This is a genomic window from Mycobacterium rhizamassiliense, assembly GCF_900157375.1.
In the GTDB taxonomy this organism is placed as follows: domain Bacteria; phylum Actinomycetota; class Actinomycetes; order Mycobacteriales; family Mycobacteriaceae; genus Mycobacterium; species Mycobacterium rhizamassiliense.
In genome coordinates, this window is sequence record NZ_LT721901.1 from 3,057,074 (window position 1) to 3,083,640 (window position 26,567).

General features: G+C 65.6%; 25 protein-coding genes, 1 tRNA gene and 2 pseudogenes. 14 read left to right on the forward strand and 14 right to left on the reverse strand.

Going from position 1 to position 26,567, the window contains the following annotated elements:
- Positions 1-100 precede the first annotated feature (100 nt).
- Complete coding sequence (locus MRAB57_RS15030; RefSeq protein ID WP_077079690.1) at positions 101-895, forward strand: carboxymuconolactone decarboxylase family protein; 795 nt, start codon at positions 101-103, stop codon at positions 893-895.
- Positions 896-916: 21 nt separating this feature from the next.
- Positions 917-1,072 carry a hypothetical protein gene (locus MRAB57_RS28605; RefSeq protein WP_157900614.1) on the forward strand — a complete coding sequence of 52 codons (156 nt, stop codon included), beginning with the start codon at positions 917-919 and terminating at the stop codon, positions 1,070-1,072.
- A gap of 269 nt (positions 1,073-1,341) precedes the next feature.
- On the opposite strand, the gene MRAB57_RS15035 is transcribed toward MRAB57_RS28605, so the two are convergent.
- Positions 1,342-2,031, reverse strand: coding sequence for a TetR/AcrR family transcriptional regulator (locus MRAB57_RS15035; protein WP_077079691.1), 690 nt, complete (start codon positions 2,029-2,031; stop codon positions 1,342-1,344).
- 152 nt (positions 2,032-2,183) lie between these two features.
- Between MRAB57_RS15035 and MRAB57_RS15040 the strand changes: the two genes are divergently transcribed.
- The 9 genes and pseudogenes from MRAB57_RS15040 to MRAB57_RS29200 form a co-directional block, all read left to right on the forward strand.
- Positions 2,184-3,017 (forward strand): mycofactocin-coupled SDR family oxidoreductase, encoded by an 834-nt coding sequence (locus MRAB57_RS15040; protein WP_077082062.1) that lies wholly within the window; start codon positions 2,184-2,186, stop codon positions 3,015-3,017.
- Positions 3,018-3,020: 3 nt separating this feature from the next.
- Positions 3,021-3,839, forward strand: a complete 819-nt coding sequence (locus MRAB57_RS15045; RefSeq protein ID WP_077079692.1) for a mycofactocin-coupled SDR family oxidoreductase — start codon at positions 3,021-3,023, stop codon at positions 3,837-3,839.
- Complete coding sequence (locus tag MRAB57_RS15050; RefSeq protein ID WP_077079693.1) at positions 3,836-4,234, forward strand: SDR family oxidoreductase; 399 nt, start codon at positions 3,836-3,838, stop codon at positions 4,232-4,234. The genes MRAB57_RS15045 and MRAB57_RS15050 overlap by 4 nt, the downstream gene beginning before the upstream one ends.
- On the forward strand, positions 4,231-5,073 hold the full coding sequence (locus tag MRAB57_RS15055; RefSeq protein WP_077079694.1) for an NAD(P)-dependent oxidoreductase: 843 nt from the start codon (positions 4,231-4,233) through the stop codon (positions 5,071-5,073). Before MRAB57_RS15050 ends, MRAB57_RS15055 begins: the two co-directional genes overlap by 4 nt.
- A gap of 178 nt (positions 5,074-5,251) precedes the next feature.
- Positions 5,252-6,751 carry an aldehyde dehydrogenase family protein gene (locus MRAB57_RS15060; RefSeq protein WP_083743424.1) on the forward strand — a complete coding sequence of 500 codons (1,500 nt, stop codon included), beginning with the start codon at positions 5,252-5,254 and terminating at the stop codon, positions 6,749-6,751.
- A 167-nt stretch (positions 6,752-6,918) separates the two neighbouring features.
- On the forward strand, positions 6,919-7,464 hold the full coding sequence (locus tag MRAB57_RS15065; protein WP_342743343.1) for a class I adenylate-forming enzyme family protein: 546 nt from the start codon (positions 6,919-6,921) through the stop codon (positions 7,462-7,464).
- Between the two features lie 326 nt (positions 7,465-7,790).
- Positions 7,791-8,105 (forward strand): annotated as a pseudogene (locus MRAB57_RS29635) (DUF732 domain-containing protein); the annotation flags it as partial.
- A gap of 301 nt (positions 8,106-8,406) precedes the next feature.
- The gene (locus tag MRAB57_RS29640) at positions 8,407-8,673 is read left to right on the forward strand and encodes a helix-turn-helix transcriptional regulator (protein ID WP_083743425.1); all 267 of its coding nucleotides are present in this window, start codon (positions 8,407-8,409) and stop codon (positions 8,671-8,673) included.
- 125 nt (positions 8,674-8,798) lie between these two features.
- A pseudogene (locus MRAB57_RS29200) lies at positions 8,799-9,659 on the forward strand (tyrosine-type recombinase/integrase); the annotation flags it as partial.
- A gap of 193 nt (positions 9,660-9,852) precedes the next feature.
- Here the strand turns inward: MRAB57_RS29200 and MRAB57_RS15090 are convergent.
- From MRAB57_RS15090 to MRAB57_RS15120, 7 genes are all read right to left on the reverse strand, one after another.
- Positions 9,853-9,925, reverse strand: a tRNA-Arg gene (locus MRAB57_RS15090).
- Between the two features lie 55 nt (positions 9,926-9,980).
- Positions 9,981-10,778, reverse strand: coding sequence for an LLM class F420-dependent oxidoreductase (locus MRAB57_RS15095; RefSeq protein ID WP_083743426.1), 798 nt, complete (start codon positions 10,776-10,778; stop codon positions 9,981-9,983).
- Between the two features lie 56 nt (positions 10,779-10,834).
- Entirely contained in the window at positions 10,835-11,899 is a 1,065-nt protein-coding gene (locus tag MRAB57_RS15100) for a poly-gamma-glutamate hydrolase family protein (protein ID WP_077088063.1), read from the reverse strand.
- Between the two features lie 87 nt (positions 11,900-11,986).
- Positions 11,987-13,231: an Nramp family divalent metal transporter gene (locus MRAB57_RS15105; RefSeq protein WP_425436747.1), complete on the reverse strand. Its 1,245-nt coding sequence runs from the start codon at positions 13,229-13,231 to the stop codon at positions 11,987-11,989.
- Positions 13,232-13,321: 90 nt separating this feature from the next.
- Positions 13,322-14,035 carry an SDR family oxidoreductase gene (locus MRAB57_RS15110; protein ID WP_077088064.1) on the reverse strand — a complete coding sequence of 238 codons (714 nt, stop codon included), beginning with the start codon at positions 14,033-14,035 and terminating at the stop codon, positions 13,322-13,324.
- Positions 14,036-14,102: 67 nt separating this feature from the next.
- Positions 14,103-15,179 carry an NAD(P)H-dependent amine dehydrogenase family protein gene (locus MRAB57_RS15115; RefSeq protein ID WP_077088065.1) on the reverse strand — a complete coding sequence of 359 codons (1,077 nt, stop codon included), beginning with the start codon at positions 15,177-15,179 and terminating at the stop codon, positions 14,103-14,105.
- Positions 15,180-15,203: 24 nt separating this feature from the next.
- A complete protein-coding gene (locus MRAB57_RS15120; RefSeq protein ID WP_077088066.1) occupies positions 15,204-15,995 on the reverse strand; it encodes an SDR family oxidoreductase in 792 nt (263 codons plus the stop codon).
- Positions 15,996-16,341: 346 nt separating this feature from the next.
- Between MRAB57_RS15120 and pstS the strand changes: the two genes are divergently transcribed.
- From pstS to pstA, 3 genes are read left to right on the forward strand one after another with little or no spacing between them, the layout of a single operon-like run.
- Positions 16,342-17,457 carry a phosphate ABC transporter substrate-binding protein PstS gene (gene pstS / locus MRAB57_RS15125; RefSeq protein WP_077088067.1) on the forward strand — a complete coding sequence of 372 codons (1,116 nt, stop codon included), beginning with the start codon at positions 16,342-16,344 and terminating at the stop codon, positions 17,455-17,457.
- 12 nt (positions 17,458-17,469) lie between these two features.
- Positions 17,470-18,468, forward strand: coding sequence for a phosphate ABC transporter permease subunit PstC (gene pstC, locus MRAB57_RS15130; protein WP_083743427.1), 999 nt, complete (start codon positions 17,470-17,472; stop codon positions 18,466-18,468).
- Complete coding sequence (gene pstA / locus MRAB57_RS15135) at positions 18,465-19,391, forward strand: phosphate ABC transporter permease PstA (protein WP_077088069.1); 927 nt, start codon at positions 18,465-18,467, stop codon at positions 19,389-19,391. The genes pstC and pstA overlap by 4 nt, the downstream gene beginning before the upstream one ends.
- Positions 19,392-19,395: 4 nt before the next feature.
- Here pstA and ku read toward each other — a convergent pair whose 3' ends face one another.
- The 6 genes from ku to MRAB57_RS15165 form a co-directional block, all read right to left on the reverse strand.
- A complete protein-coding gene (ku, locus tag MRAB57_RS15140; protein ID WP_077088070.1) occupies positions 19,396-20,352 on the reverse strand; it encodes a non-homologous end joining protein Ku in 957 nt (318 codons plus the stop codon).
- Positions 20,353-20,466: 114 nt separating this feature from the next.
- Entirely contained in the window at positions 20,467-21,543 is a 1,077-nt protein-coding gene (locus MRAB57_RS15145) for a GGDEF domain-containing protein (RefSeq protein WP_245835931.1), read from the reverse strand.
- Positions 21,544-21,698: 155 nt separating this feature from the next.
- Entirely contained in the window at positions 21,699-22,625 is a 927-nt protein-coding gene (locus MRAB57_RS15150) for a carbohydrate kinase family protein (protein WP_077088071.1), read from the reverse strand.
- Entirely contained in the window at positions 22,622-24,034 is a 1,413-nt protein-coding gene (locus MRAB57_RS15155; RefSeq protein ID WP_077088072.1) for a mannitol dehydrogenase family protein, read from the reverse strand. The genes MRAB57_RS15150 and MRAB57_RS15155 overlap by 4 nt, the downstream gene beginning before the upstream one ends.
- A 34-nt stretch (positions 24,035-24,068) precedes the next feature.
- Positions 24,069-24,923: an HAD family hydrolase gene (locus MRAB57_RS15160; RefSeq protein ID WP_077088073.1), complete on the reverse strand. Its 855-nt coding sequence runs from the start codon at positions 24,921-24,923 to the stop codon at positions 24,069-24,071.
- Positions 24,920-26,446, reverse strand: a complete 1,527-nt coding sequence (locus MRAB57_RS15165; RefSeq protein WP_077088074.1) for a mannitol dehydrogenase family protein — start codon at positions 26,444-26,446, stop codon at positions 24,920-24,922. Before MRAB57_RS15165 ends, MRAB57_RS15160 begins: the two co-directional genes overlap by 4 nt.
- Positions 26,447-26,567: the final 121 nt, after the last annotated feature.

Consider the following 26,567-nt stretch of genomic DNA (forward strand, 5'->3'; position numbering starts at 1 on the left):
ACTGGTTCGTAAGCTTTTTGACTTACTCACACAACCCCGTTAGGTTGTCGTCCCAGACGGCCGTGCAAGCACAGCTTCCATATCCCCGGACGGAGTCGGCTTGAGCGAATGGACCGATCGCGACGACCGTCAACGGGTCGCCCGTGCGGAGTACGAGCACATCATGTGCGCGCCGGCCCCTGCCCCGGTCAGCGCCTACATTGATGGCGGAGTGATCGGGTTCGTCTTCGCCGAGATGTGGCGCCGCGGCGTACTCACGCCTCGCGATCGTCGCTGGATCACCCTTGCGTGCGTCGGCATGGCCGACGCACCCGTGCCCATGGAGACCCACTGTTACGCCGCCCTCAAGAGCAACGAGGTGACCAAGGAGGAGATCGACGAGTTCCTGCTCTTCTTCGGCACCCAGGCGGGTTGGCCCAAGGGCTCGTCGATGCTCACCTACATCATGGCTGCCTTCGCCAAAATCGCCGAGGAGGACGGCGAGACGCTGACCTTCGCGAGGTTCGTCCCGTGGGCCGATCCGGTTGCCGACGGCGTCCGCCGAGCCCGAGGTGAGGCGGCATACGCGGCCGTGCACGGAGCCGCGCCTGCACCGCCACGCACCTCATTTCAAGCCGTGGGCGACCTCGACTACCTCTACGGCGAGATCTGGAGCCGCGATGAGTACCTCACCCCGCGCGACCGACGACTAGTCGCAATCTCCTGCAGCGCCGCCCTCGGGATCGATGCGGAGATGACCGATCAGCTCGAGTCCGCCTTGCGCAGCGGCGATCTCACGTTCGACGAGCTGCAAGAGGTCGTCATGCACATCGCGGTATATCTCGGTTGGATCGTGGCGCGACGCCTCGATCACCTCCTGGTGGCGGCGGCGAAGAATACCGGCACAGACAGCTAACGAGGCGGCGATGCTCGCGTGATGCCAGGTTCTCCGATCGGGTCCACGCCTTCGGCGAAGGAGACGCTGGTGCTTGAGGCGGTTCGAGTGCCCGCCGCCTTGCCTATCAGCGTCGCCGACGACGTCGTTGCATTTCGTATGCGCACGGCCGCGGAGCAATTCCTCGCCTACGGGTGACCTGGCCTGGCCGGCCGGCAGCTAGCCCGAGTCCGACTCCGGAAGTGTTGGTCTCGTTGACTGATCCTCCCGTCGAACACTTCGCCTGGACTGGGGGGCGTCGTCCGCACCGCGACCGGCTTGATCGCTGCCCTCCCACCAGCGGTAAAAGTCGAGATCGGTGATCGCCGTAGCCGCTCGCTCCGTTGCCGCGATGAACATCCTTTCCCCCGTTCGCTCAGCTGGGACAGTCGGCCACGATGTCGCGCTCGGGACCGATGATCATCCGTTCAGGGCAGGGCCCGCATTCGCGGACGGTCGGACGTGGATCCTTGGAGCGCGGTCAGTGTCTCGGCCGAGGGAACCGCTGTAAGAAACGCAACCATCCCGTCCAGCAGTGCGCTGACATGGACGGCGTAAGTCGACACGGTCGTCCCAAACACGCGCGCACGGTGGCGGTCGGCGCAGGCGTGCACGCACATCGCCGACACCCGATGAATGCGGTCGTCGCGCAGCGGCTGCGGCACGTGGTCGATCAGGGCGCCGACGTGGTCGATGTACGCCTGATGTGATTCGCGGTGGGGAGCTGGCAGGGTGGATAGCGGGCTGCTTCGGTAGTCGTAGCGCAACAGTTGTTCGAGGAAGGGCAAGTAGTAGCAGGTTTCGTCTTCAGCTAGTTCGATGAGTGGGAGCTGATGCGCCTCCACCACGCTTCGCAGGTCGTCCGCGGACATCCGCGCCCCGAGCAACTGTCTTCGGCGGGTCAGGTGTTCGAGTCGGTTCGCCAGGATCGCTTCGACAAGTGCATCTTTCGATCCGAAGTGGTACTGCACGGCGGACTTGTTCGCCATTCCTGCCGTGGTGCCAATGAGCCGGAGTGGAACACCGTCGAGACCGTGCTGGGCGAAGAGTCGCTCCGCGGTGAGCACCAACCGCTGCTTGGCCGACGCGCCTACCGGTGTGGACACCGACGTGGACATTTGACCAGAATCTCATACTAGACGGATTAAGTCCTATAACTTAACATCCAGTCGAAGGTTTGAGAGGTGAATCGTTATCGACGAGCACCCGCGTCACTGAATCGCAGAGTAGACATCGAAGAGTCGGCGGTAGCCGACATAAGGAGATGCAAATGTCAGCACGATTCGAGGGGCGCGTCGCATTCATCACCGGGGTGGCCCGCGGCCAGGGCCGCAGTCACGCGGTGCGTCTGGCCCGGGACGGCGCCAACATCATCGGGATCGACATCTGCGCCGACATCCCGGCCAACCACTATCCGATGGCATCCCGCGATGAACTCGACGAAACCGTCGAACTTGTCGAGCGTGAGGGCGCCAAGATCGTCGCCAGCGTGGCCGATGTCCGCGATTTCCACCAGGTCAAGGCTGCAGTGGACGCCGGCGTAGCGCACTTCGGTCGGCTCGACATCGTGTGCGCGAACGCCGGCATTGCGCCGGTCGCCTTCCGCGAGCTGACCCTCGAGGAGGAACTCGACCAATGGCGCGCCGCGACCGGGGTAATCCTTGACGGGTCTTACCACACCGCTTCGGCGGCGATACCGCATCTCATCGCTGGCCAACGAGGTGGGTCGATCGTGTTCACTAGCTCGACCGCGGGATTAAAAGGCTTCGGCGGCCTGCAGGGCGGAGGACTCGGATACGCTGCGGCGAAGCACGGAATCGTCGGACTGATGCGCACACTGGCAAATGTGCTGGCGCCCCACAGCATTCGGGTCAACACCGTGCACCCGACCGCCGTGCGGACCATGATGGCGGTCAATCCAGCCATGACCGAATTCCTAGAGCACTACCCAGAGGGTGGTGTACATCTGCAGAATCCAATGCCCATCGACATGATAGAACCCGAGGACGTCAGTGCAGCCATCGCCTTTCTGGCGTCCGATGAGGCCAAGTACGTCACCGGCGTCACCTTCCCAGTCGATGCCGGCTTCTGCAACAAGCTTTGACCCATGAGAAAGACGTCAACCGGCCGGGTGGCCGGAAAGCGGGTATTAATCACCGGGGCTGCGCGCGGCATGGGCCGCAGCCACGCCCTACGGTTGGCCGAAGAAGGCGCCGACGTCATCCTCTTCGACATCTGCGCAACGCCGCCCGGGCTGGAATACGAACTGGCTACCGAGGACGAGCTTCAAGAAACCGCCGACCTGGTCGCCGAGCGTGGCGGCAAGGCGATCACCGCGGTCGTCGACGTTCGCGACGCCGAGGCCTTGGCATCAGCCGTCAATGCAGCCGCGGGCCAGCTGGGGGGGTTGGATGCCGCCGTGGCCAATGCCGGCGTGCTGACCGCTGGCACGTGGGACACCACGACGGCAGAGCAGTGGCGATTAGTGACCGACGTCAACCTCATTGGGGCATGGAATACGTGCGCGGCAGCAATACCGCACCTGCTTGAGCAAGGCGGTGGCAGCTTGATCAACATCAGCTCAGCGGCCGGAATCAAAGGCAGCCCGCTGCACATCCCTTACACAGCGGCCAAGCAAGGCATCGTCGGCATGAGCGTCGCTCTAGCGAACGAGCTTGCCGCTCAAAGCATCCGAGTCAACACCGTCCATCCGACGGGGGTGTTGACCGGGATGGCGCCACCAACCATGCACAAGCTAATCCTCGAAGACCGATCGGACCTCGGTCCTATTTTCGGGAATGCGCTCCCCGTACCGCTGATCGAGGCCATTGATGTTAGTAATGCGGTGCTGTACCTGGTGTCCGACGAAGCACGATACGTCACCGGCCTGCAGTTCAAAGTCGACGCCGGCGTCACCATCCGATGACACATCCATCCGGTGTCATCGCTATCAGCGTGCCCGAGGATCTGCCGCTGTCGGCATGGGCGAAGGCGTTTGACACTAGTGTGCTGTCGATCGCTCGGAGTCTGCGGACTTTCCTGCTTGGACTGCTGGCCCAGGGCCGAGCGCACATCATCAACACCGCGTCGACGTCGGCGTTGTGGCCCTTCGGCTACGACCGCCTTCCCTGCGTGGCGAGCAAGGCGCCCGCCCTGGCGCTCATTGAGGCCACCGAGGTGGGGCGTCTCGTCGTCGACGCCATCAAGGACGACACTTTTTTCCTCACCACCCGCCGCGAAGTTCCCGACATCGTGCGCAAGCGTGCCGACGACATCGACGCCTTCCTGAGCGCCCAGATCGCCGCGTTGGCCACCCCATGACCGCAGCCAAGCCGATCGTCGGATTCATCGGCCTCGGGAGCCAGGGGGCGCCGATGGCCCAGGCGCTCATCGATGCTGGTCATGACACCGTGCTGTGGGCCCGCCGGCCCGAGGCCCTTGAGCCGTTCGCCGACACCGCGCGCGTCGCATCCAACCCCGCCGAACTCGCTGAATTGGCCGATGTGGTCGGCATCTGTGTGCTCAACGACGACGATGTGGTCGAGGTGGCGCTGCGCCCGAACGGATTGTTGGCCGGGATCACCCCGGGAACGACGGTGCTGATCCACAGCACCGTGCACCCGACCACCTGCCGGCAACTGGGCGACCGCTTCAGCGAACGCCGCGCCCACGTGCTGGACGCGCCGGTCAGCGGCGGCGGCGAAGCAGCCCGTGCTCGGCGGCTGCTCGTGATGGTGGGCGGAGATCACGAAATTTACACGGCGGTCGCGCCTGTGCTGTCCGCTTTCGGCGACCCTGTCGTGCACGTCGGAGCCCTAGGCTCTGGCCAGCTGGCCAAACTCCTCAACAACCTACTGTTTACGGCAACGCTGGGTCTAGCACATGAGACTGCCGAGCTCGCGGCCGAGTTGGGCGTGGATGCGACCGCCCTGATGAGCATCCTGCAGCACGCCAGCGGACGCAGCTTCGCGGTGCAGATGTACGCCGGGCTACTCGGGGGCCTTCGGCCACCGTCGGCTCGCGTGCGCACCATCGCGGGCTTGCTCGGCAAAGACGTCGCCATCGCCCGAGACCTCGCAGAAAACGCCAACGCCGGTGACCATTTGCTGACCGTCGCCCACCGGATGCTGGCGGCGATGGGACACGACCTTTGCGTGTGACCTCGACCGCACCCAACCTATCAACGGATCAAAGGAGACCCGCCGTGTCCATCGCTCTCAGCGAACTCGAACAGCCTCAAGACCGCCACCTGGCACGATCTTCTCAGCGGAACCTCCATGACCCAGTGGCGATGAGCGCGGCGGTCACCGGTTGGTTCACGGCGAAGCAGGATCAGCCATGAGCACGGTCATCGATGACCCGCGGGCCAAGCAGCGCCAACTCGGCATCGCCCGGCCCCTCATCGACGGGGCGTGGCTTGACCAGACGTCCCTCGGCGAGGTCGATCACATCGATCCCGCGACCGGACGGGTCAACGGCACTATCGCGTTGTGCGGCCCCGAGGAAGTCGAGGCCGCCGTTGCCGCAGCCAAAGGAGCGTATCCGGCGTGGCGGGCATTGTCTGCGGACAAACGCCGGCGCATCCTGCAGCGCATCGAGGAGTTGGTGGAGGCAGATCTGCCGGAGCTCGGCAGACGCGCTACCGCCGAATTGGGCCATCCGCTAAGCACCTCGACGTCGTTGTCTTACATGTGCGCCGCCTGGTTCGGGTATTACGCCGGCTGGTCAGACAAAATCGAGGGCGCCACCATTCCACTGACCCCAGCGTTCAACGCCGGCTTCGACTACACTCTCGCCGAACCCTACGGTGTCGTCGGAATCATTCTGACCTGGAACGGGCCGATGGTGTCGGTGGGCATGAAGGTCGCCCCCGCCCTGGCGGCGGGCAACTGCGTGGTGTTGAAAACACCTGATATCGCGCCCTATACCGTGGCACGGTTCGCCGAACTTGCCCTGGAAGCCGGTGTGCCACCGGGGGTGCTGCACGTGTTGCCCGGAGGTGCTGAGGCCGGCGAAGCCTTGGTCCGGCATCCCGACGTTGGAAAGATCTCATTCACCGGCGGAATCGCCACCGCCAAGAAGATCCTCGACGCCGCCAGGCACACCGTGAAACCCGTCGTCCTCGAACTCGGCGGCAAGTCGGCCAACCTCGTTTTCCCCGACGCCGACCTCGATGCGGCCGCTGCGCTGTCCGTGCACTCCTGTTTCACGATGGCTGGGCAGGGCTGCGTCCTGGCAACCCGCATGTTGGTGCACCGATCTGTTTACGACGAGGTGGTCACCGCAACCGCGAAAGCGATAACCGGTCTGCGCCTGGGCGACCCGTTCGCATCCGAAACGACCCTGGGCCCCGTGGTGAACGAGGCGGCCTTCGCGCGAGTGCTCACAGCAATTCAACGCGCACAAACCGGCACCGCCGCTCGGCTGATCAGCGGGGGACACGCCGCACCGTCGGATGAGCTTGCCCCCGACATTGCCGGTGGCTACTACATCGAACCGACCCTGCTCATAGACGTCGATCCCCATAGCTCTGTCGCGCAAGAGGAAGTGTTCGGCCCGGTGCTGGCCATCACGCCGTTTGACACCGAGGACCAAGCCGTCGAAATCGCCAACGCAACCCCTTATGGCCTGGGCGCTTTCGTACAGACGCGCGACGTCGCCCGCGTCCACCGGATTGCACCGCTACTGCAGGCTGGAACGATATCGGTCAACGGGACATCCGGGCTCCCCCCGGGGGCGCCGTTCGGCGGCTACAACCAGAGTGGGTACGGCCGCGAAGGCGGCCGGGAAGGACTCTTCGAGTTCCTGCGAACCAAGAATGTGTTCGTCCGGATCTAACGTCTATCTGCATCTGCATCTGCATCTGCATCTGCATCTGCATCTGCATCTGCACCGTCGAGACGTTGCAACGCGTTCTCGACGTCCTGCCCGACGTCGCGGTGGTCAGCCTCTACGGACAAACCGAGGGCAGCCCGATCACCAGTTTAGGTCCGAACGACCATCGATTGGCCGCGGTCAAGAACCCCGACGTTCTATGCACCGTCGGTCGGCCGGTGAGCGGTCTTCGTCTGCAGATCGACAAGCCGGACCGGGCGGGAATCGGCGAAGTGCTCGCCGCCGCGGAGCACCTGTCCGCTCAGGCCGCCGACGGGTGGCTGCACACCGGTGATCTGGGTGTGCTGGATGCCGACGGTTATCTCCGTCTTTGCGGTCGTCGGCACGATATGGTGGTTCGCGGCGGGGAGAACGTCTATCCGTTGGAAGTCGAGAATGTGCTCAGTGCCCACCCCGCGGTCGCTGCGGTGGGCGTTGTGGGCGTGCCGGATACGCGACTCGGAGAAACCTTGGCCGCGTTCGTTGTTCCGACAGACCCGGCTCATCCGCCACGGCCCGAGGAGCTCGGTTCCTTCGCTCGGGTCACGCTCGCCGGCTTCAAGATTCCGCACTATTGGTATGCGGTCGCCGAGCTGCCACTGAACAGCGCAGGCAAGGTCATTCGCGCCACACTTCGTTCGTCACATCTGGAGCGCCAGCACAGTGAGTCAACTTAAATTATCTGCACACGCTGGCCCAGGATGCCGGGCGAGACGTTCCGGAGGATCTGACGAAGGCACAGCTGTCGGCGCTCTATCCGTTGGCCCATCTCGTCGTGAGAATCCCAGACAGACCGGCCGGTCAGTGATCTGGCTGGACTTCTGGCGACTGGCCGAGACCTTATCCGTTATATAGTTTAACGTCTGGATCTATGTCGATAGCCGTGCGAAGCACGGTCATATCAGCAGGTCGACCGACTCATACTTTTCGGCGGTCGGAGTGCGGCGACGTGGCTCGGTCATTCGAGCCCCCAGCCACGAAGGGCCGTGCCTCGCCGGTCACTTTGATCGTCGGCGCAGCTGCCTTCGGCTTGCTCGTGCTGACGCCGCCACCGCGGGCGCATGCCGCCCCGGCGCCTGAGGTCGAATATGTCTACGACGTGGTGGTGCGGCGCCATTACGGCTTCCCAAACAACGATGCACTTACTTATGGCCACGGGATCTGCGACAAGGTCGGTCGGGGCGAGGCCTACGGGCAAGTCATGGGTGACGTCAAGAGTGACGTCACCCCCAGCGACGAGTTCGCGGCTAATTACCTTGTCTCATACGCGGTCAACTTGCTATGCCCTGCCCTGATATGGCAGCTGCGGAACTCGGCCGCTGGCTACCTACCGCCCGGCGGGGCAGTTGCGCCCGGTACCTATTACTCTGACGCCGGTGGCCCCAAAGCCCGGAGGTTGCGACGGCGGCCCACCGGCAAGGGAGGTTAGTAGGCACTGGCCATCGTTATCGCCCTGCCGGGCGCCAACAGCAGCTTTAGCTTCCCGGTGCTGACCGCGATGGTCCGACCATGACGAACTAGGCCGATTTACGGCAAACTTGGCATTAGTGGTAGCGAAACGCCCAGGTGGTGTCCGATGATCCCAGCTAAGTAGACACCACCGCCGCAAAGGAAGCACGATGGCTGCGTCACAGATACCAGAAAAGGTGGCCAGGGTTTCGGGACGTTCGAAGCTGCTGCTAGATGGTAAACATTCGCCCGGCGAGCTCCTGACGATCCAGGAGTTGGCGGAGCGGCTGACGGTGAGCGTGGGTTGTATACGTGCGTGGCGCCTGCGTGGCGATGGTCCACCCGCGATCCGCGTTGGCACCGCGCTGCGGTGGGATCCTGGCGAGGTCGATGAGTGGCTCAACTCTCGACGCGAATCACGTTGGCGGGCAGGGTGATTGAGCGACGTGAAGGTCCCGGGGGTACGTGGGTCTATCGGGCGCGTGTCTATTACCGGGGCCGCTATGTGGCATCGCGGACGTTTCCGCGAAAACGTGACGCGCAAGAGTGGGAACGGCGCCAGGTGGATAGCCTGCGTTCGGGCGTCTGGTCTGACCCTGCAGCGGGTGATAGGTCAGTCAGAGAGTGGTGTGAGATCTGGCTAAATGCGCAGCCAGCTCGACAACCTGCCACCGAGCGCAAGATCCGTGGTGTGGTCGCGAAGCAGATCGCCGAGACCTTCGGACGTCGGCCACTCATGTCGGTGAGGCCGTCTGAGGTGCAGGCCTGGGCTGCTGAATTGTCACGAACGCAATCAGTTGCGACCGCCCGTCACTCACTCGGCGTTCTGCGGCGGGTGTTTGATTACGCCGTCCGAGACGGCGTGATACAACGCAATCCGGCCGCGGGCATCCGGTTGTCGAAGGTGCAGGGCAACGAGCCGCGACCGCTGACACATACCCAACTCTGGCGGCTTGCAGGACATTTCGACGCAGCCAGAGATCGGCTGCTAGTGCTGGTCGCCGGTTACTGCGGGCTGCGGTGGGGGGAGCTAGCGGCTCTGCGATGGTCCGATGTTGACCTGCAAAGCAGGGTGCTGCGTGTCTCGCGGGCGTATTCCGAGGAGGCGCCCCGAGGCGAGTTGTCGCCGGTCAAGAACCATCAAGCGCGCACCGTTCCGATCCCCGCAATCGTGTCGGAAGAGCTCGCGGACTACAAAACCCAGTGCAAGCCCGATGGATTGGTCTTTCCTTCCGTTACAGGCACGCCTCTGCGCAACCGCAACTGGCGACGTGACGTTTTCGATTCCGCGGTCGCGGCGCTGCGACTAAAAATCACTCCGCATAACTTGCGCGACACCGCCGCGTCGCTGGCCATCCAGGAAGGTGCGTCAGTCGTCGCTGTCGCGCGCCTCCTCGGTCACGAATCAGCGGCGACGACGCTAAACCACTACGCGGGTCTGTTTCCGACAGATTTGGACGACATCGCTTCGCGACTTAACGTCGCCGCGCAATTGACCATCGCCGGCCAGCGTGAGTCATCTGATGCCACACAGTCACCGACCGAGCACCGACCAGGAGAAGTCAAGGTTAGTAAGCGAACACCCGGAGAACCTCGTCTACCTGCTAAAACATGGGTGCCCCCGGCAGGATTCGAACCTGCGACACCGGCTTTAGGAGAGCCGTGCTCTATCCCCTGAGCTACGAGGGCGGACGCGCTGAGCTTACGGGAAAAGCCCCAGGCTCAGGTCAAGGCCGTCCGGCGGTCAGTTCAGCTCGGCGATCACCTTCGAGAAGTTGGCGATGTGGTTGTCCTGCACGGTGACGGACGTGACGCCGTACTTCTCGCGGTAAAACCGCAGCCTGTCTGCCATCTGGCTCGGCGTCCCGCTTAGCACCGAGGTCTGCTCCAGCAACTCCTCGTCGGACTGGTCCGGCGCGTACGCGCGGGTCATCTTCAGGTCGGGCATGGTCTCGCCTTCGCGGGGCATCGCCGTGATCGCCAGGTTGAGCTCCAGCGAGTCGAACCGATCGCCGGCCGCCTTGCGGACGAACTCGACGCGCTCGGTCAGCGGGTCGTCCGCGTCTTCCTTCACCCTCGAACCGGTCAGCCCGATGATGTGGGCGTTTTGAGCGGCGATGGTCAGCACCCGGTCACCGTTGCCCGCGATGAGGATGGGCATCTTCGGGTGGTGCTCCGCCAAATACTTGGTCATGTGCAGGAGGTTGTCGACCCGGGCGCCGGCGCTGGGGTAGGGCAGCTCGGCCGCCTCGAATTCCTCCTTGACGTAACCGGTTCCGAGGCCGACCTCGAGTCGGCCGTCACTGAGCTTGTCCACATCGCCGAGGTCCCGGCTGAGCAGGGCCGGCTTGTAGAACGCGGCGTTGAGCACGTACATGCTCAGCTTGAGTTTGGTGGTGACCATGGCCGCGGCAGTCAGCGCGGCGATCGGGGATGCCGCACCGAGATGATCTGGTACGCAGAGAATCTCGAACCCGTGATCTTCAGCCTGCTTCACCTTTTCGACGAATGCCTCGCGCGACTTGATCCAGCGCATGCTCATCCCAAAACGAAAATCCTTGGCCACCAACGTCCTCCATTCAATAATCTCAAGAACACTTACCAGGAAAGAGCCGCCGCCGCCAAGCCCTGAACCAGGGCGGTGGTGACCGGCGACAAACCGTCAGCGCCCGGGAACGGGCTGCGCGGGCTAAGGCCCCTGACGCGAACTGACAGTTCTAACTGTGTCCCCCCATGACGGACCCGGTTGACCGGGTTGTCCGGATGTAGCCCCCGCAACTCGCGAGGAATGTCGGCGAGATCGGTGATGACCTGATAGCCGCTGACGTCGATATGGCTGGCCAGGTGGTCGGCGAGGACGCGGTTGCACCCGCCGGCCAGCAGCTGGGTGCCGCGCCCGATGCGGCCATAGCCGTGCAGCGAGACCGCCACGTCGACATGGTCGAGAAACTCGGCGAGCCGCTCGGATTCGTTGGGATTGAACATCATCGACGACAGATGATGCGGGTAGCGGTCTGGATGGCGCACCGTGTACACCGACGCGTCGGCGGCCTCCGCGGCACGCTCGGCGATCACGTCGGTCATCTGTTCCAGGCCGCCACCGTGGATGGCGAGAAACCCGAAGCGCGACCGCAGCCGGCTCGTCTCGACCACGCCCGGTTCGGCGAGTAACTCCGAAAGCGACTGTGGCGCGGGCGTTGACGCCTTTCTTGCCGAGACCGGCCGGGGCCAGTTCGCGGGATCCCAGCGGCGCAGGTACTCGACCCAGCGTTGCGGCAGCCCGTGGTGGATGGCCCCGTTGACGATCTTGGGCAGGTAGTCGGGCCGGGGCGGACCGGGAGTCACCCGATGGTCGATGTACACCCAGGCCGGTTCGGGTCCGTCGTCGGTACGCACGGTCAGCCGGTCACGCCGGTAGCGCACCGGCACACCCTCGGCGCTGTCCAGGACGGCCAGGTCGTGATCCGAAAGCTGCCAGACGACCCCGTGCACCTCGTTGCCGGCGAGAGGCTCGACGGTCGCGACGCCGCGCTCGTTGATCAGCCAATCGTGATCGGACAGGACCGCTGGCCGGGGATCAACGGCGTCGGGGCAGCGCTGCGCCATTTGGTTGACGCACAGGTTGGACCCGTAGGCGAAGTAGGGGTGCCGGCGGGCCCGCATTCAGCGGCCTACTCTCCGGCGAACAAACATTTAGTCAGACTATGCGATTCCGATATCGAGGCAAGCGGAGGACCGCCGCGGCGTCGGCTACATCCCTTTCACGGTCAGGTAGATCAGCACCACATTCAGCACGCTCACCAGTAGCGCCACCGCCCACCCGAGGACCGTCGTCACCGGGTGGTTGGTGTCCTTGCCCATCAGCTTGCGGTTGCTGGTGAGCATCACCAGCGGAAGCACCGCGAACGGAATTCCGAACGACAGCACGACCTGCGAGAGCACCAGCGCGCGGGTGGGGTCGAAGCCCAGCGCCAGAATCGCCAGCGCAGGGCACAGCGTGACCAGGCGGCGCACCACCATCGGGACCCGCCGATGCAGCAGCCCCTGCATGATCATCGCGCCGGCGTAGGCGCCCACCGACGACGACGCGAGGCCCGACGCGAGCAACCCGATCGCGAACAGCACCGCAATCGTCGTTCCGAGTGTGGAGTGGATGGCGGTGTAGGCGCCCTCGATCGATGCGGACACGTCGCGGTCTTGCAGGTTGATTGCGGCGATCAGAAGCATCGCGGCGTTCACCGTTCCGGCCACGGCCATCGCCAGCACGACGTCCACCCGGGTGACCCGCAGCAGGAGGCGCCTCCGCTGTCCCTCCTCGGGATGGCCGTGCCGGTCGAGGACCAGACCGGAATGCATGTACACCGCGTGCGGCATCACTGTGGCGCCCAGGATCGCGGCCGCCAGCAGCACGGTCTCGGCGCCGTGGAACCGCGGCACCAGGCCGCCGAGCACGGCATCGGGCGGCGGCGTTGCGACGAAGAAGCTCGCCGCGAATCCGACTGCGATGACGGCGAGCAAGCCGGTGATGACGCGCTCGAAGATGATCTGACCGCGCCGGTCCTGCAGCGTTAGGAGCAGCAGCGAAACCACGCCGGTGATGATGCCGCCGACTAGCAGCGGCAGCCCGAACAGGATGTGCAGCGCGATGGCGCCGCCGACCACCTCGGCGGCATCGGTTGCGATGGCGACCAATTCGGCCTGCACCCAAAAGGCCAGCCGCAGTGGGCGATTCATCTGCTTGCCGATGGCCGACGGCAGGGAGCGTCCGGTCACCAATCCGAGCTTGGCCGAAAGATATTGGACCAGGCCCGCCAGCACGTTGGCGACGACGATGACCCACAGCAGCAGGTAGCCGTACTGCGCGCCGGCGCTGACGTTCGCCGCGACATTGCCGGGATCGACGTAGGCGATCGCCGCCACGAACGCCGGCCCGAGCAGATACCAGCTCGTCTTGAGTGAGGCCGCGGTGTCCTGCGCCAACGTGTCGATCCTCAATCCGAATTACCGATGAAAACAGTGAAGTCAATCGACACCAACCGTAGCGTTGGCCCCCGGACCAGCGCACAACCGGCACAGCGTTTGCGGCTAGGCGACGCCGATGCTGCCGCCCCCGTCGACGCGCACGATCTGGCCCGTCATGTATCCGGCGTCCTCGTGCAGCAGCATGCAGATCACATGCGCGATCTCGGCGGGGGTGCCGACCCGGTGCATGGGCAGCCGGTCGAGCACCCGCGCCTCGCGGTCCGATCCGACCGGGCTCAGGCCGCGATACATCTCGGTCTCGATCGGGCCGGGCGCCACCGCGTTGACGGTGATGCCCGTCGACGCGAGCTCGCCGGCCCAGATGCGGGTGCAGGTTTCCAACGCGGCCTTCGACGCGGCATACGGGGTCCGTTCGGCGACACCGAGCGTCGTCAGGCTCGTGACGTTGACGATGCGGCCCCATCCGGCCTCGACCATGCCGGGCAGCACCGCCTGCACCACCTGGACCGCGGTGCGCACGTTCATGTCGTAGGCGAGGGACAGGTCGTCGAGGTCGATCGACCCGATGTGACCGAATCGCGCCAGGCCGACGTTGTTGACCACCGCATCGACGCGGCCCCCGGCGACGATCGCGTCGAGGATCGCCGCAGTCGCCGCCCGGTCACCCAGGTCCACCTCGTGGAATTGCCCGGGGAAGTCCGCCGGTGCCGTGCGCGCCAACCCAATTGGCTCGTGGCCCTCGGCGGCAAGGCGGTCGACGACCGCCCGGCCGATACCCTTGGACGCCCCGCTGACCAGGACCCGTCGTTTCGACATCGCTTTCCCCTTCCGCGCGACTGCACTAGGCAACGCCGAAGGGGCGCGTTTCATGCCGGGTGGGGCGTCACGCCGGCAGGTACAACCCCTTGCCGGGCACCAGCGGCAGGTCGAGGGTTGTCACGATGCCGGGTGCGGCGGCCACCACCGCCGGGATCGCGTTGACGACCCGCATCGCGGTGGCGACCAGCCCGGCGTGGTTGTGATCGCCGTTGGGGCTGCCCAGGCAGACGTCGACGGCGTACGAGGGTTCGCCGGTGATCTCGATGCGATACGAGCCGCCCTCCTGCGCGGGCTGCGGCCACTCGGGCTGCAGGTCCGGGCGCAGCCGGGTGACGTGTTCGAGGACCACGGCGGGCTTGCCGTCGACCATGCCGAACACCTCGAACCGCAGCGCGGCGGCCGTGCCCTTGGCGATGTGCCCCGACGCGATGTCGAAGTCCTCGGGCGCCGGTTCGCGCACGTAGCTCTGGGTGACCTCGTCGAGCGTGATGCCCAGGCCCGCAGCCATCTGCCGGATCACTGAGCCCCACGCCAGGCTCAGCACACCGGGCTGCAGCAGCATCGGGAGGTCGTCCATCGGCTTGCCGAAGCCCATCACGTCGAACATGACCGCGGCGCTGTCATAGGTGGCGTAGTCGACGATCTCCATGCACCGGATCTGCTGGATGCTCTGGCACGTGCCCGCAAGGGCCAGCGGCAGCAGGTCATTGGCGAATCCGGGGTCGATGCCGTTGACGTACAGGCTCGAATTGCCTTCGCGCGCAGCATCTTCCAGTGGCTTGATCAGTTCTTCGGGGATGACCTGCCACGGGTACTGCAGGAACACCGGGCCGCTGCCGACGATGTTGATCCCGGCGGCCAGGACGCGCCGGTAGTCTTCGAGCGCCTCGGGCAGCCGGTTGTCGGCCAGTGCGTTGTACACCGCGCACTTGGGGCCGGTGGCGAGCACGGCATCCAGGTCGGTGCTGGCGAGCACTCCAGTCGAATCCGCAAGGCCGGCAAGATCTGCCGCGTCCTTGCCGGCCTTGGCGTCGGACGACACCCAGACGCCGCGGAGCTCGAATTCGGGGTTGGTGATGAGCGCCCTCAGCGCGTGGATACCGACATTGCCGGTGCCCAGTTGGACGACGGGGATGGGCATAGCGGGCTCCTTAGCGGTCGGCGATCACAGGTCCGGGACGGGGATGTCGAGATTGGGGAACGTCAGGCCGCCGTCCACCTCGAGCGTCTTGCCGGTCAGGAAGTTTCCGGCCGGTGACGCCAAATACACTGCGGCAGCGGCGATATCGACCGGGTCGCCGAGGCGGCGCATGGGTGTCACCTTCTCCATCGGCTCACGCAATTCGTCGTTGGAGGCCACCACGTCCAGTGCCGAGGTCAGGATCGAGCCGGGCGCGATGGCGTTCACCCGGATCCGCGGGCACAGGTCCAGTGCGGCCGACCGGGTGTAGTGCGCCAGCGCGGCTTTGGCGGTGGCGTAGGCGGCGAAGCCGCGCCCGGCCAGCCGGCCCATGGTCGAGGTGATGTTGATGATGCTGCCGCCGCCGGAGTGCTCCAGCATCAGCGGCACCGACGCGATGGTGAGCGCGTGAGCGGTGGCGACGTTGAAGGTGAAAGCGTCCTTGAGGTCCTTGGTCGAGGTGGTCAGCAGCGTGTTGGGCATGGTGCCGCCGACGTTGTTGACGACGATGTCGAGCTTCCCGAACGCCTCGACGGCCGCACCGGCCAGCTGAGCGGTGGCCTCGGGGTGGGCCAGGTCGGCGGTCACGATGTGTGCCTTGCGACCCGCGGCGCGGACCTGTTCTGCGACGGCCTCTAGTTGAGATTCGGTGCGCGAGGCGATGACGACGTCGGCGCCCGCTTCGGCGAAAGCGACCGCTATCGCTGCGCCCAGGCCGCGGCCTGCACCGGTGATAACGGCGACTTTGTCGTCCAGACGGAACCTGTCAAGGATCATTACGGCCTCTCTTCATTGAGCTGTCGGCCGAAACGGTAGCAGCCTCGCCGTCTCGGTTCGCGGCATTTCTGAAACAGGTTCTAGTTTCGCACACAGGCCCGCTGTGGCAAGCCCCGATATCCAGCGGGGCTGCGGCCAAAATGGATCGACCCTCAGTGGGTATATTCCAGATTCGGCCCGGGGTGACTGCGAGAGGGGGCGCGCCACCTAGTCCGACGACGACAGTCGAGACAAATTTGCCGAACGTTAACCCATTCTTACTGCCGCTTTGCGACCGCGGATAAGACGGTTGGTGGCGGACCGCGGCAACGGGCTGCAGCGGTCAATCTTCGACGTGAGGAAGTGAATGAGACTCAACCGGTTTAGTGGCGTGGTCGGCGTGGTGGCTGCCGGGGCATTCCTGATTTCGGGATGCGGTAGCGACAACAACGCCAGCGGCGGAAGTGCCACGACGGGTGCGCCCTCGGGCAAGGTTGCCTGCGGCGGGAAAAAGACGCTGAAGGCCAGCGGGTCGACGGCGCAGGCGAACGCGATGACGCGCTTCGTCAAGGCGTTCGAACAGGCCTGCCCGGATCAGACGCTGAACTACACGCCCAACGGATCGGGCGCGGGGATTCGCGAATTCACCGGCAACCAAACGGATTTCGGCGGCTCCGATTCGCCGCTGAGCCAAGATGAGGCCACGGCCGCGCAGCAGCGCTGCGGCGGCGCCCCCGCATGGAACCTGCCGACGGTGTTCGGTCCCATCGCGGTCACCTACAACATCAACACGGTGAGCTCGCTGAACCTGGACGGTCCCACGCTCGCGAAAATCTTCAACGGCGCCATCACCACGTGGAACGATCCCGCGATCCAGGCGCTGAACCCCGGAACGACGTTGCCCAGCCAGCCGGTGCACGTCGTGTTCCGCAGCGACGAGTCCGGCACCACGGACAACTTCCAGAAGTATCTCGACGCCGCCTCCAACAACGCATGGGGTAAGGGCGCCGGCAAGACCTTCAAGGGCGGTGTCGGCGAGGGCGCGAAGGGCAACGACGGCACGTCGGCGGCCGTCAAGGCGACCGACGGCTCGATCACCTACAACGAATGGTCCTTCGCCCAGGCGCAACACCTGAACATGGCCAAAGTCGTCACGTCGGCGGGGCCGGATGCGGTGGCGATCAGCAGCGACTCGGTCGGCAAGACGATCGCGGGGGCCGCGATCAAGGGGCAGGGTAATGACCTGGTGCTCGACACCATCTCGTTCTACAAGCCCGCGCAGGCCGGTTCGTATCCGATCGTGCTGGCAACGTATGAGGTGGTGTGCTCGAAATACCCCGACGCCCAGGTCGGTATGGCCGTGAAGGCCTTCCTGCAGAGCGCCATCGGCGCCGGTCAGAATGGTTTGGCGGACAACGGATATATTCCTATCCCAGACTCGTTCAAGTCGAGGTTGTCGGCTGCGGTCAACGCCATCAGCTAAGCCGAGGAAGTCATGACTCGAAGTTCAGCGGCCCCACCGGTGGATCAGGCTGGACGAGTCCCGACCCTCAAAGTGGCGAACACCCGCGCCCTGGGGCGGGCCGACCGGATCTTTCACGCCATCGCGTCGACCGCCGGTTCGACTGTGGTGATCGCGGTGGTGCTGATCGCGGTGTTCCTGTTGGTCCGCGCCATCCCGTCCCTGGGCGCGAACACGGCGAACTTCTTCACCAGTTCTCAGTTCGACACCACGAATCCGCTGCGCCTGGCGTTCGGCATTCGTGACCTGTTCATGGTCACGGTGCTGAGTTCGTTGTCGGCATTGGTGTTGGCCGTCCCGATCGCGATCGGGATCGCGGTGTTCCTGACGCAATACGCACCCACGCGGCTGTCGCGTCCGTTCGGCGCCATGGTCGACCTGTTGGCCGCGGTGCCGTCGATCGTCTTCGGGTTGTGGGGCATTTTCGTGCTGGCGCCCACGCTGAAGCCGATCGCGGAATTCCTGAATCGCAACCTGGAGTGGTTGTTTCTGTTCAAGGCGGGCAACGTTTCCCTGGTCGGCGGGGGCACGATCTTCACCGCCGCCGTGGTGCTCTCGGTGATGATCTTGCCGATCGTCACCTCGGTGTCGCGCGAAGTTTTTCGGCAGACCCCCCGCATGCAGATCGAGGCGGCGCTCGCGCTGGGCGCCACCAAGTGGGAAGTGGTGCGCATGACCGTGCTGCCGTTCGGGCGCAGCGGAGTCATCGCGGCATCGATGCTGGGATTGGGCCGCGCCCTGGGCGAAACCGTGGCGGTGCTCATCATCCTGCGCGCCTCCGCCCATCCCGGGAATTGGTCGCTGTTCGACGGCGGCTACACCTTCGCCTCCAAGATCGCTTCCGCCGCATCCGAATTCAGCGAGGCGCTGCCCACCGGCGCCTACATCTCTGCGGGGCTTGCGCTGTTCGTGTTGACGTTCATCGTCAACGTGGTCGCTCGCGCGGTGGCCGGCGGGAAGGTCAACGGATGACCTTCGACACGTTGGAAAAGCCGGTCAAGGCAGCGGTATTCGCGCCCGTCGCGATCCGGCGGCGGATCAAGAACAACGTCGCGACCGTCTTCTTCTTCTCGGCGTTCCTCGTCGCGCTGGTACCGCTGGTGTGGGTGCTGTCGGTGGTGATCTCCAGAGGCTGGTACGGCGTGACCCGGTCGGGCTGGTGGACGCACTCGCTGCGCGGCGTGCTGCCCGAGGAGTTCGCCGGCGGGGTCTACCACGCGTTGTACGGGACGCTGGCACAGGCGGGCGTCGCCGCGATGCTGGCCGTGCCGCTGGGTCTGATGACCGCCGTCTACCTCGCCGAGTACGGCTCCGGCCGGCTGGCGCGGGTGACCACCTTCATGGTCGACGTGCTCGCCGGGGTGCCCTCGATCGTCGCGGCGCTGTTCGTTTTCAGCCTGTGGATCGCCACCCTCGGATTCCAGCAGTGCGGGTTCGCGGTGTCGTTGGCGTTGGTCCTGCTGATGCTGCCGGTGGTGGTGCGCTCTGCCGAAGAGATGCTCAGGCTGGTGCCCGACGAACTGCGGGAAGCCAGTTACGCGTTGGGCGTATCCAAATGGAAGACCATCATGCGCATCGTCATGCCGATGGCGGCGCCGGGCATCGCCGCCGGTGTGCTGCTGTCGGTGGCCCGCGTCATCGGCGAAACGGCGCCGGTGCTGGTGCTGGTCGGCTACACCCGGTCCATCAACCTCGACATGCTGCACGGCAACATGGCCTCGCTGCCGCTGCTGATCTACACCGAGCTCACCAACCCCCAGCAGGCCGGTTTCCAGCGGGTGTGGGGCGCGGCGCTGACGCTGATCATCATGGTGGCCGCGATCTATCTGACCGTCGGGGCAATCAGGCTGCTGATCAACCGGCCGACCAGAACACGTCGCTACCTGCGGGCGTAGACCCCTAGGACTTCGACGCCTTCTTCGCCGGAGCCTTCTTCGCCGCGGTCTTTTTGGCTCCGGACCCAGCGGAAGTCTTCTTCGCCGGGGTTTTCTTGGCAGGCGCCTTCTTCTCGGCGGATTTCGTCCCGGCGGCCTTCTTCGCCGGCGCCTTGTCGCCTGAACCTGAGCCGGAGCGCGCCTTCACGCTGGCCTCCAGCTTGGCGAGCAGATCGGACACGTCTTCGGTCTCGTCGAGCTCCTTGGGCTTCTCCTCGACCGTAAACGCTTCGCCGCCTTCGAGTTTGGCTTGCACCAGCTCGTGCAGCTGCTCCTGGTAGTCGTCGTGATAGCGGTCCGGGTTGAACTCCTCGGCCATCGACTCGACCACCTGGCCGGCCATCTTGAGCTCGGCGGGCTTGATCTCGACCTTCTTATCCAGCACCGGAAAGTCGGGGTCGCGAATCTCGTCGGGCCACAACAGGGTGTGAATCACCATCACGTCGCGCTTGCCAAAGTCCTTGACGCGCAACGCCGCCAACCGCGTCTTGTTGCGCAGGGTGAAATGGACGATCGCCATCCGGTCGGTCTCGGCGAGCGTCTTCGCCAGCAGCACATAGGATTTCGACGACTTGGAATCCGGTTCCAGGAAGTAGCTGCGGTCGAATAGCATCGGATCGACCTCGCTGGCGGGGACGAACTCGAGCACCTCGATTTCGCGGGAGCGTTCTTCGGGCAGGGTGGCGATGTCGTCGTCGGTGATCACCACCATCTGGCCGTCGTCGGATTCGAAGGCGCGGGCGATGTCCCGGTATTCGACGGTCTCGCCGTCCACTTCGCACACGCGCTGGTACCGGATGCGGCCGTTGTCCTTGGCGTGCACCTGATGGAACTTGATGTCGTGGTCTTCGGTGGCGCTGTACACCTTGACCGGGACGTTGACGAGCCCGAATGCGATCGAACCCTTCCAGATGGAGCGCATGGGATCAGTATGCCCGCACCTCGGGTACCAAAAACAGCTCGGCAGGGCTACGACCTGGGACTGTCGGGTCGACGGCCGATAAGCAGCGGCGAAACTCGTTGACAGTCAATGCCGTCACGCGGGCGGGGGGACCGCGCGCGCGTGGTGCCGAACTTGATTTCCGCCGGCGCGTTTCGCCTGATACATGGCGGCGTCGGAGTTCCTGATCAGATCGTCGATAAGTTGCATGACGGGGGCGGCACGGCCGGTGCTGAGCAGGGCGCTGGAGGTGCCGATACTCGCGGTGATCTGAAAGGGCATCACGGCTATGGCATTGCACAGCCGTTCGGCCGTCGCGGCGGGGTTCGGCGTGGTCTCGACGTCGGCGACGACGAATTCCTCGCCGCCCGACCGGCCGATCACGGCCGTGGCGCGACAGCTCTCCTGAAGCGCCGCGGCGACGGCGACCAACGCCTGATCGCCCGCGGCGTGGCCGTGCGTGTCGTTCAGCCGCTTGAAGTCGTCGAGATCGATGACCGCGATCGCCAGATACGTGCCCGGCGTGCCGCGATGAACCCTGATCAGTTCGTACGCCGAGTTGTAGAAGGAGCGCCGGTTGTGCAGACCGGTCAGTGGGTCGACATCGGAGCTGCGCAGATCGCTGCGCAGCGTGTGCACCAGCGACTGCATGCCCCAGGGCATGCCGATGTTGAGTCCCACCACGACGATCAGGGAACCGGCCACCAGTGCGACGTCGCCGGTGGCCTCGAGGACGCGATACGACAGGACCACCACGCACGTTGCGGCCACTGCGAAGTTGACCAGCACGTAGCTGACGGAGTGGAAATAGGCGACGTAACCGCCGAGCAGTGCAAAGGTCACGCAACCCATCAACGCCACGTAGGGGTTCGACAGCGTGAAGAGCGCCGCGGCGATGGCCACGATGCTGATGAGCGTCCAAATGCCGGACACCCGCCGCGTCGGCCAGCGCTTCATCCGCAGGCCCGCGCCGATGGCCCCGAAGGTGGACGCGACGATGGTCACCGTTCGAGTCACCGGGTGCGCGGGCCCGGCCGAGCTGAACAGCATGATGAGTGGTTGCATCGCGAATGCCGCGATGAAGACCGCCGTGATCCGGCGCCACGGTTTCAGAAGGCCGTGACCGTCCAGGTAGGCACTGATCCAGTCGAACTGGTCTGGCTGTTTTGCCACGGAACTAGCCCATATCTCCTGGTGGATGCCTGCGGGCAGCGCCGCTGACCGCCGACCGCCCAGAGCCAATTTAGCGTTGCCGCGGAGCGGGGAATGGGTACGCTCGACTTTCCGGCGTGGCGGCCGCCTCGATGGTCGGTCGGCTAGTCGTCGCGCTACATGAAACTGCCGGGGGCAGAGGAGGATTGGGTCCGCAATGCGGCGCGGTCGGGCAGGTCGGCGCCGGCCCGTGCCACCGTCAGCGCCGATGCCGCGCTCGCCGAGACCAGGGCGTCGGTCAGCTCGTCGGCTCCGATGCGGGCGAGGGCGGGCCGCCGGTCGCCGCCGAGCAGGTTCATCTCCCACAGCGCGTCGATCAGACCGGCCATGAATGCGTCGCCGGCACCGACGGTGTCGACCACGCGGACCGGCCTGGCGGCCACCTGCGCCTCACCCGCTGCGCAGAACGCCTGCGCGCCGTGTTCGCCCATCGTCACCGCGACGACGGCCGGGCCCAGCGCCAGCCAGGTTTGCGCCGTGCGCTCCGGTGAGTGTTCGGGAGCGATCCAGCGCAGGTCTTCCTCGCTGACCTTGACGATGTCGCTGCGCTCGACGAGATGTTCGATGCGTGCGACGGCCAGGTCGCGGTCGGCGATCAGCGACGGCCGCACGTTGGGGTCGAAGCTGACGGTGGCCGAGACGCGATAGGTGTCGATCAGGGCCGCGACGGCCAGGCAGCCCGGATCCTGCACGGCGGCAATCGATCCGGCGTGGACGAAAAGCGGCGGCGGAACCGGCGGCGTCCCGGACAGCTGCCAGTCCAGATCGAACACGTAGTCGGCCGACCCGTCCTCGGCGAGTGTCGACCGCGCGGTCGCCGTGCGCTGTGCGGTTCGACTTTCCGAAACCAGCTGCACCCCAGCGGCATTCACGTAGTCGGCGATGCGCCGGCCGTACGGGTCGTCGCCGATGTGGGTGAGGAAGTCGATCTCGCGGCCGAGCCTGCCCAGTCCGACGGCGACGTTGAGCGGGCTGCCGCCGACGTGTTCGTCTCCCTCGACGATGTCGATGAGCGACTCGCCGATCACCAGCCCGCGGGTCATTGGACCAACGCCGCCAGTGTCGCCCGAGCTCCCTTGCTGTGCAACGAATCCAGCGCCCAGCGGTACGCCTCGACGAAGCGCGGTTGGTGGGCCAGATCGCCGAACACCGCGGTTACCTCGATGAACGCGCATGCGTTCTCGTGGTGCGACCGGGCGATCGGAATGAGCGAGTCCGCCAGCTGATCCAGCACCTCGTACGGCTCGCCCCACTCGTCGACGCCCTCGGCGTAGCGGGCCCAGCTGGCCACCGCTGCGGCCGCCAGCTGCACCGGCCCGTCGCTGGCCAGGTTGTCGCAGATGACCGGGAACAACCATTTCGGGATGCGGTCCGACGAGTAGGCGCAGATCCGTGCGACAGTGTCGCGCACGGCCGGGTTCGCGAACCGCTCGACCAGCGTGCGGCCGTACTCGTGCAGGTCGATCCCGGGCACCGGCGGCAGCGTCGGGATGGCCTCGGTCTCGAAGTAGGACAGCAAGTACTTGGCGAACAACGGATCCTGCGCCGCGTCGTGGACGAACTCGAAGCCGCACAGATGGGCGAAGTAGCACAAGCATTGGTGTCCCGCGTTGAGCATCCGCAGCTTCATCAGCTCGTACGGCCGGACATCGTCGACCACCAGAACGCCCGCCTGCTCGAACGGGGGCCGCCCGTCGGCGAAGTCGTCTTCGATGACCCAGGCGGCGAAGGGCTCGGCCACCACCGGCCACCGGTCGTTGACGCCGAAGTCGCGCCGCACTTCCGCGGCCATCTCCAAAGTCGTTGCCGGAGTGATGCGATCGACCATCGAGCTCGGGAACCGGGCGTGCTCGGACACCCACTCGGCCAACCCGGGATCGACGCGTTCGGCGCTTGCGAGCACCGTGCGCCTGGCGACCTCACCGTTGCTCTCGATGTTGTCGCACGACACGATCGTCGGCGCGGCGATGCCGCGATCGCGCCGCCTGCCCAGCGCATCGACGATCAGCCCGAACGCGGGCCCCTCCGGGTCGCGGTAACCGCCCTCGGTGATGGTCAGCGAAATGATCCGGGTGGACGGCGCGGCGAGCATCTCCAGCGCCGACTCGGGATCGTCGGGCGCGTAACGGTAGTCGATGATCGAGCCGATCACCTGCGCATCCCGGGTGCCGTCGGGGTTTTCCAGGATGAGCGTGTACAGCCCGTCCTGACCATCCAGGACGTCGCGCATGGTCCAGTCCGCGGGCATCACCCCGACACCGCAAATGCCCCAGTCCTGCGCCAGCCCCTGCTGCAGCAGCAGGTTGACGTACGCGGCCTGGTGCGCCCGGTGGAAGTGGCCGGCTCCGATATGCGCGATGCCGACGTTGACGCTGCCTCGGTCGTACTTGGGGGCGTCGATCGGCAGCTGCGAAAGCGACGCGTTGTTCAGGTTGATCGCGTGGGGCACCATTGGCCACCTCCTCCCCGGGTCACAGCCCGGATCGTTATCGCGTTCGGGTACCTCCGGCCGGCACGGCCGACAGCAGGACATCGGCGAGTGCTCGCCACGAATCGGTGATCGCGACCGCGCCCGCCTCGATCAATTCCGCGCGGCGGCCATCCCGTTCGTCAGGTAGCACGAACATCAGGTTACCGACGGTGGCGTAGCCGGCCGCGACCGCGGAAGTCACGCCGGCCACGGAATCCTCGATGGCCAGCCCTTGTTCGGCTTCGACGCCGAGCACCCGGCCGGCATGCAGATACACCGCCGGGTCGGGCTTGCTGGTCGGCACCGGCAGCGAATCCTCCGCGCTGAAGGTGACCGCCTCGGACAGCAGCGAGTCGAGGCCGGTGGCGGTGAAGCAGCCCCGCAGGCGCTGGGTGGCGCTGGAGCTGACGGCCGCGAGCGCGTAGCGCGCCGCGAGGTTCCGCAACGGTTCCAGCACCTCCGGATCGGGCGCCAGGGTGGCGGCCAGGTGCGCGGTGACGCGTTCGCGCTCCTCGAGCACCCACCGCTCGAGCTCGTCGGCTGTCAACGCTTTGCCGCTCGCCACGTCGTCGGCCGAGGCGACCACCGCTGCGGGCCGGCCCTGGGTCAGCGACCGATCGAGTGGCACCTCGCACTGCACGGCCAGGTCGAGGGCGGTGGTGCGGAAGTTCTTCCCGACGGCCCGCTTGCGCAGCTCCTCGGAGCTCAGCGGGGCCGTCACCCCGAACCGGACCAGCAGGCGGTTCGTCACGTCCGTCGATGCCTCGAACGCCGGGCGCTCCGAGCCGAACAGGTTGTCGTCGGCGTCGCAGAGCAACGTGGTGAGGGGCGCCGGGTCGAAGTCGCGCACAAAGGTCAGTCCGGCGTTCATCGCGACACCAACTCCCGCTCGCCGTTGCGCATCGCATCACGCAGCGTGGGCACCACGCCGCGCTCGTCGATGTCGGCGATCATCTCGGCCAGGCGCTCGGCGAAGCCGGGCACTGCGCGTACCTGTGCGAACATCTCGTGGCCCAACAGCGGATCGGGGTTGCTACTGGCCATGTTGGCCAACTTAACCACCGGGATCGCCTGCGAGTCCTCCAGGCTGATTTTGCGCCCGTCGAGGTCGTGGCCGCGCATGTACCGGGCCCACCCGGCGACGGCCAGCATCAGCAGCGTGTGCGGCCGTCCCGCAGCGATCGCCTCTTCCAGGGACGGCATCACAAACTGCGCGATCTTGCTCGTTCCCCGTCGAGCCAGCCGCGACAGCTGGTCGCTCATCCGGGGATTGCCGAGTCGAGTCAGCAGGGTGGCCCGGTAGTTGGGTGTGTTCATCCCGGGGACCGGGGGCAGCAGCGGCTGAATCTCGTCACGCAGCAGCTTCTCGACGTAATCGACGAGGACGCGGTCCCGCATCGCCTCGTCGGTGCGCTGATACCCGGCCAGCGTGGCCAAACACCCGAGCGCGATGTGCGTCCCGTTGAGCAGACGGGTCTTGATCAGCTTGTGGTCGCGGACATCGGCGACGAATTCGGCACCGACCAGGTCGAGCGGGGGACGCGAATTACAGAAGGAATCCTCGATCACCCACTGGCGATACGGCTCGGTCACCACCGGGTACTTGTCGGCCACACCGAAGGTCTGCTCGACGAATTTGCACTCCGACTCGGAGGTCTGCGGGGTGATGCGGTCGACCATGGTCGACGGGAACGCGACATAGGTGTCGATCCAGCGGGCAAGCGCGGGGTCCTTCAAGGCGGCGAAGGACACCAGCGCGATCCGCGCCGGGTGCGTGTCGCCGGGAATGTTGTCGCAGCAGAGGACGGTGAACGGGGCGATACCGGCGCGGCGACGGTAGTCGAGGGCTTCGGCCAGATATCCCCACGCGGTCGCGTAGCCGTCGGTCGCGACCAGGTCGGCGCGCACGTCGGGGTGGTCGGCGTCGAACTCGTCGGTGACGGGGTTCAGAAAGTACCCGTTGTTGGTGATGGTCAGGCTGACGATGCGGGTTTGGGGGTCGGCCAGGGCAGCGCGGACGGCGGCGCCATCGTTGGGTGCGTAGTGAACGGAGCCGATCGAGCCGACCACGCGGGCGGTCTGGCGATCGTGGCCGCGCTGCACCACCGTGTACAGCCCGTCCTGTGCCGACAAGAGGTCTTTGCAGTTGGAGGAGTTGAGGCTGATGCCGGTCACCCCCCAACGATCTGAAATACCCGAGCGGGCCAGGTCGTCGAAGTAGACGGCCTGATGCGCGCGGTGGAAGTTGCCGGCACCGATGTGAACGACACCCCGCTGCAGTGCGGACCTGTCGTAAGTAGGCACGTCAACTCGTTCTGAATGCAGTCCCAGCGTCGCGTCGCTCAGTGGGACGCCGCTTTTTGGACGCCATAGGGGTGGGATTAGGTCAAACATTGTGTGCCTGTGCCCCGCCTGGCGGGGGTCTAACGCCCTCCGTGGCTCTTGTCACAAAATAAGCTGCCAGTAAGAACGATTAATCGGTGGTCAGGGCCGTTTGCAGTGTCGAAGGCCATAG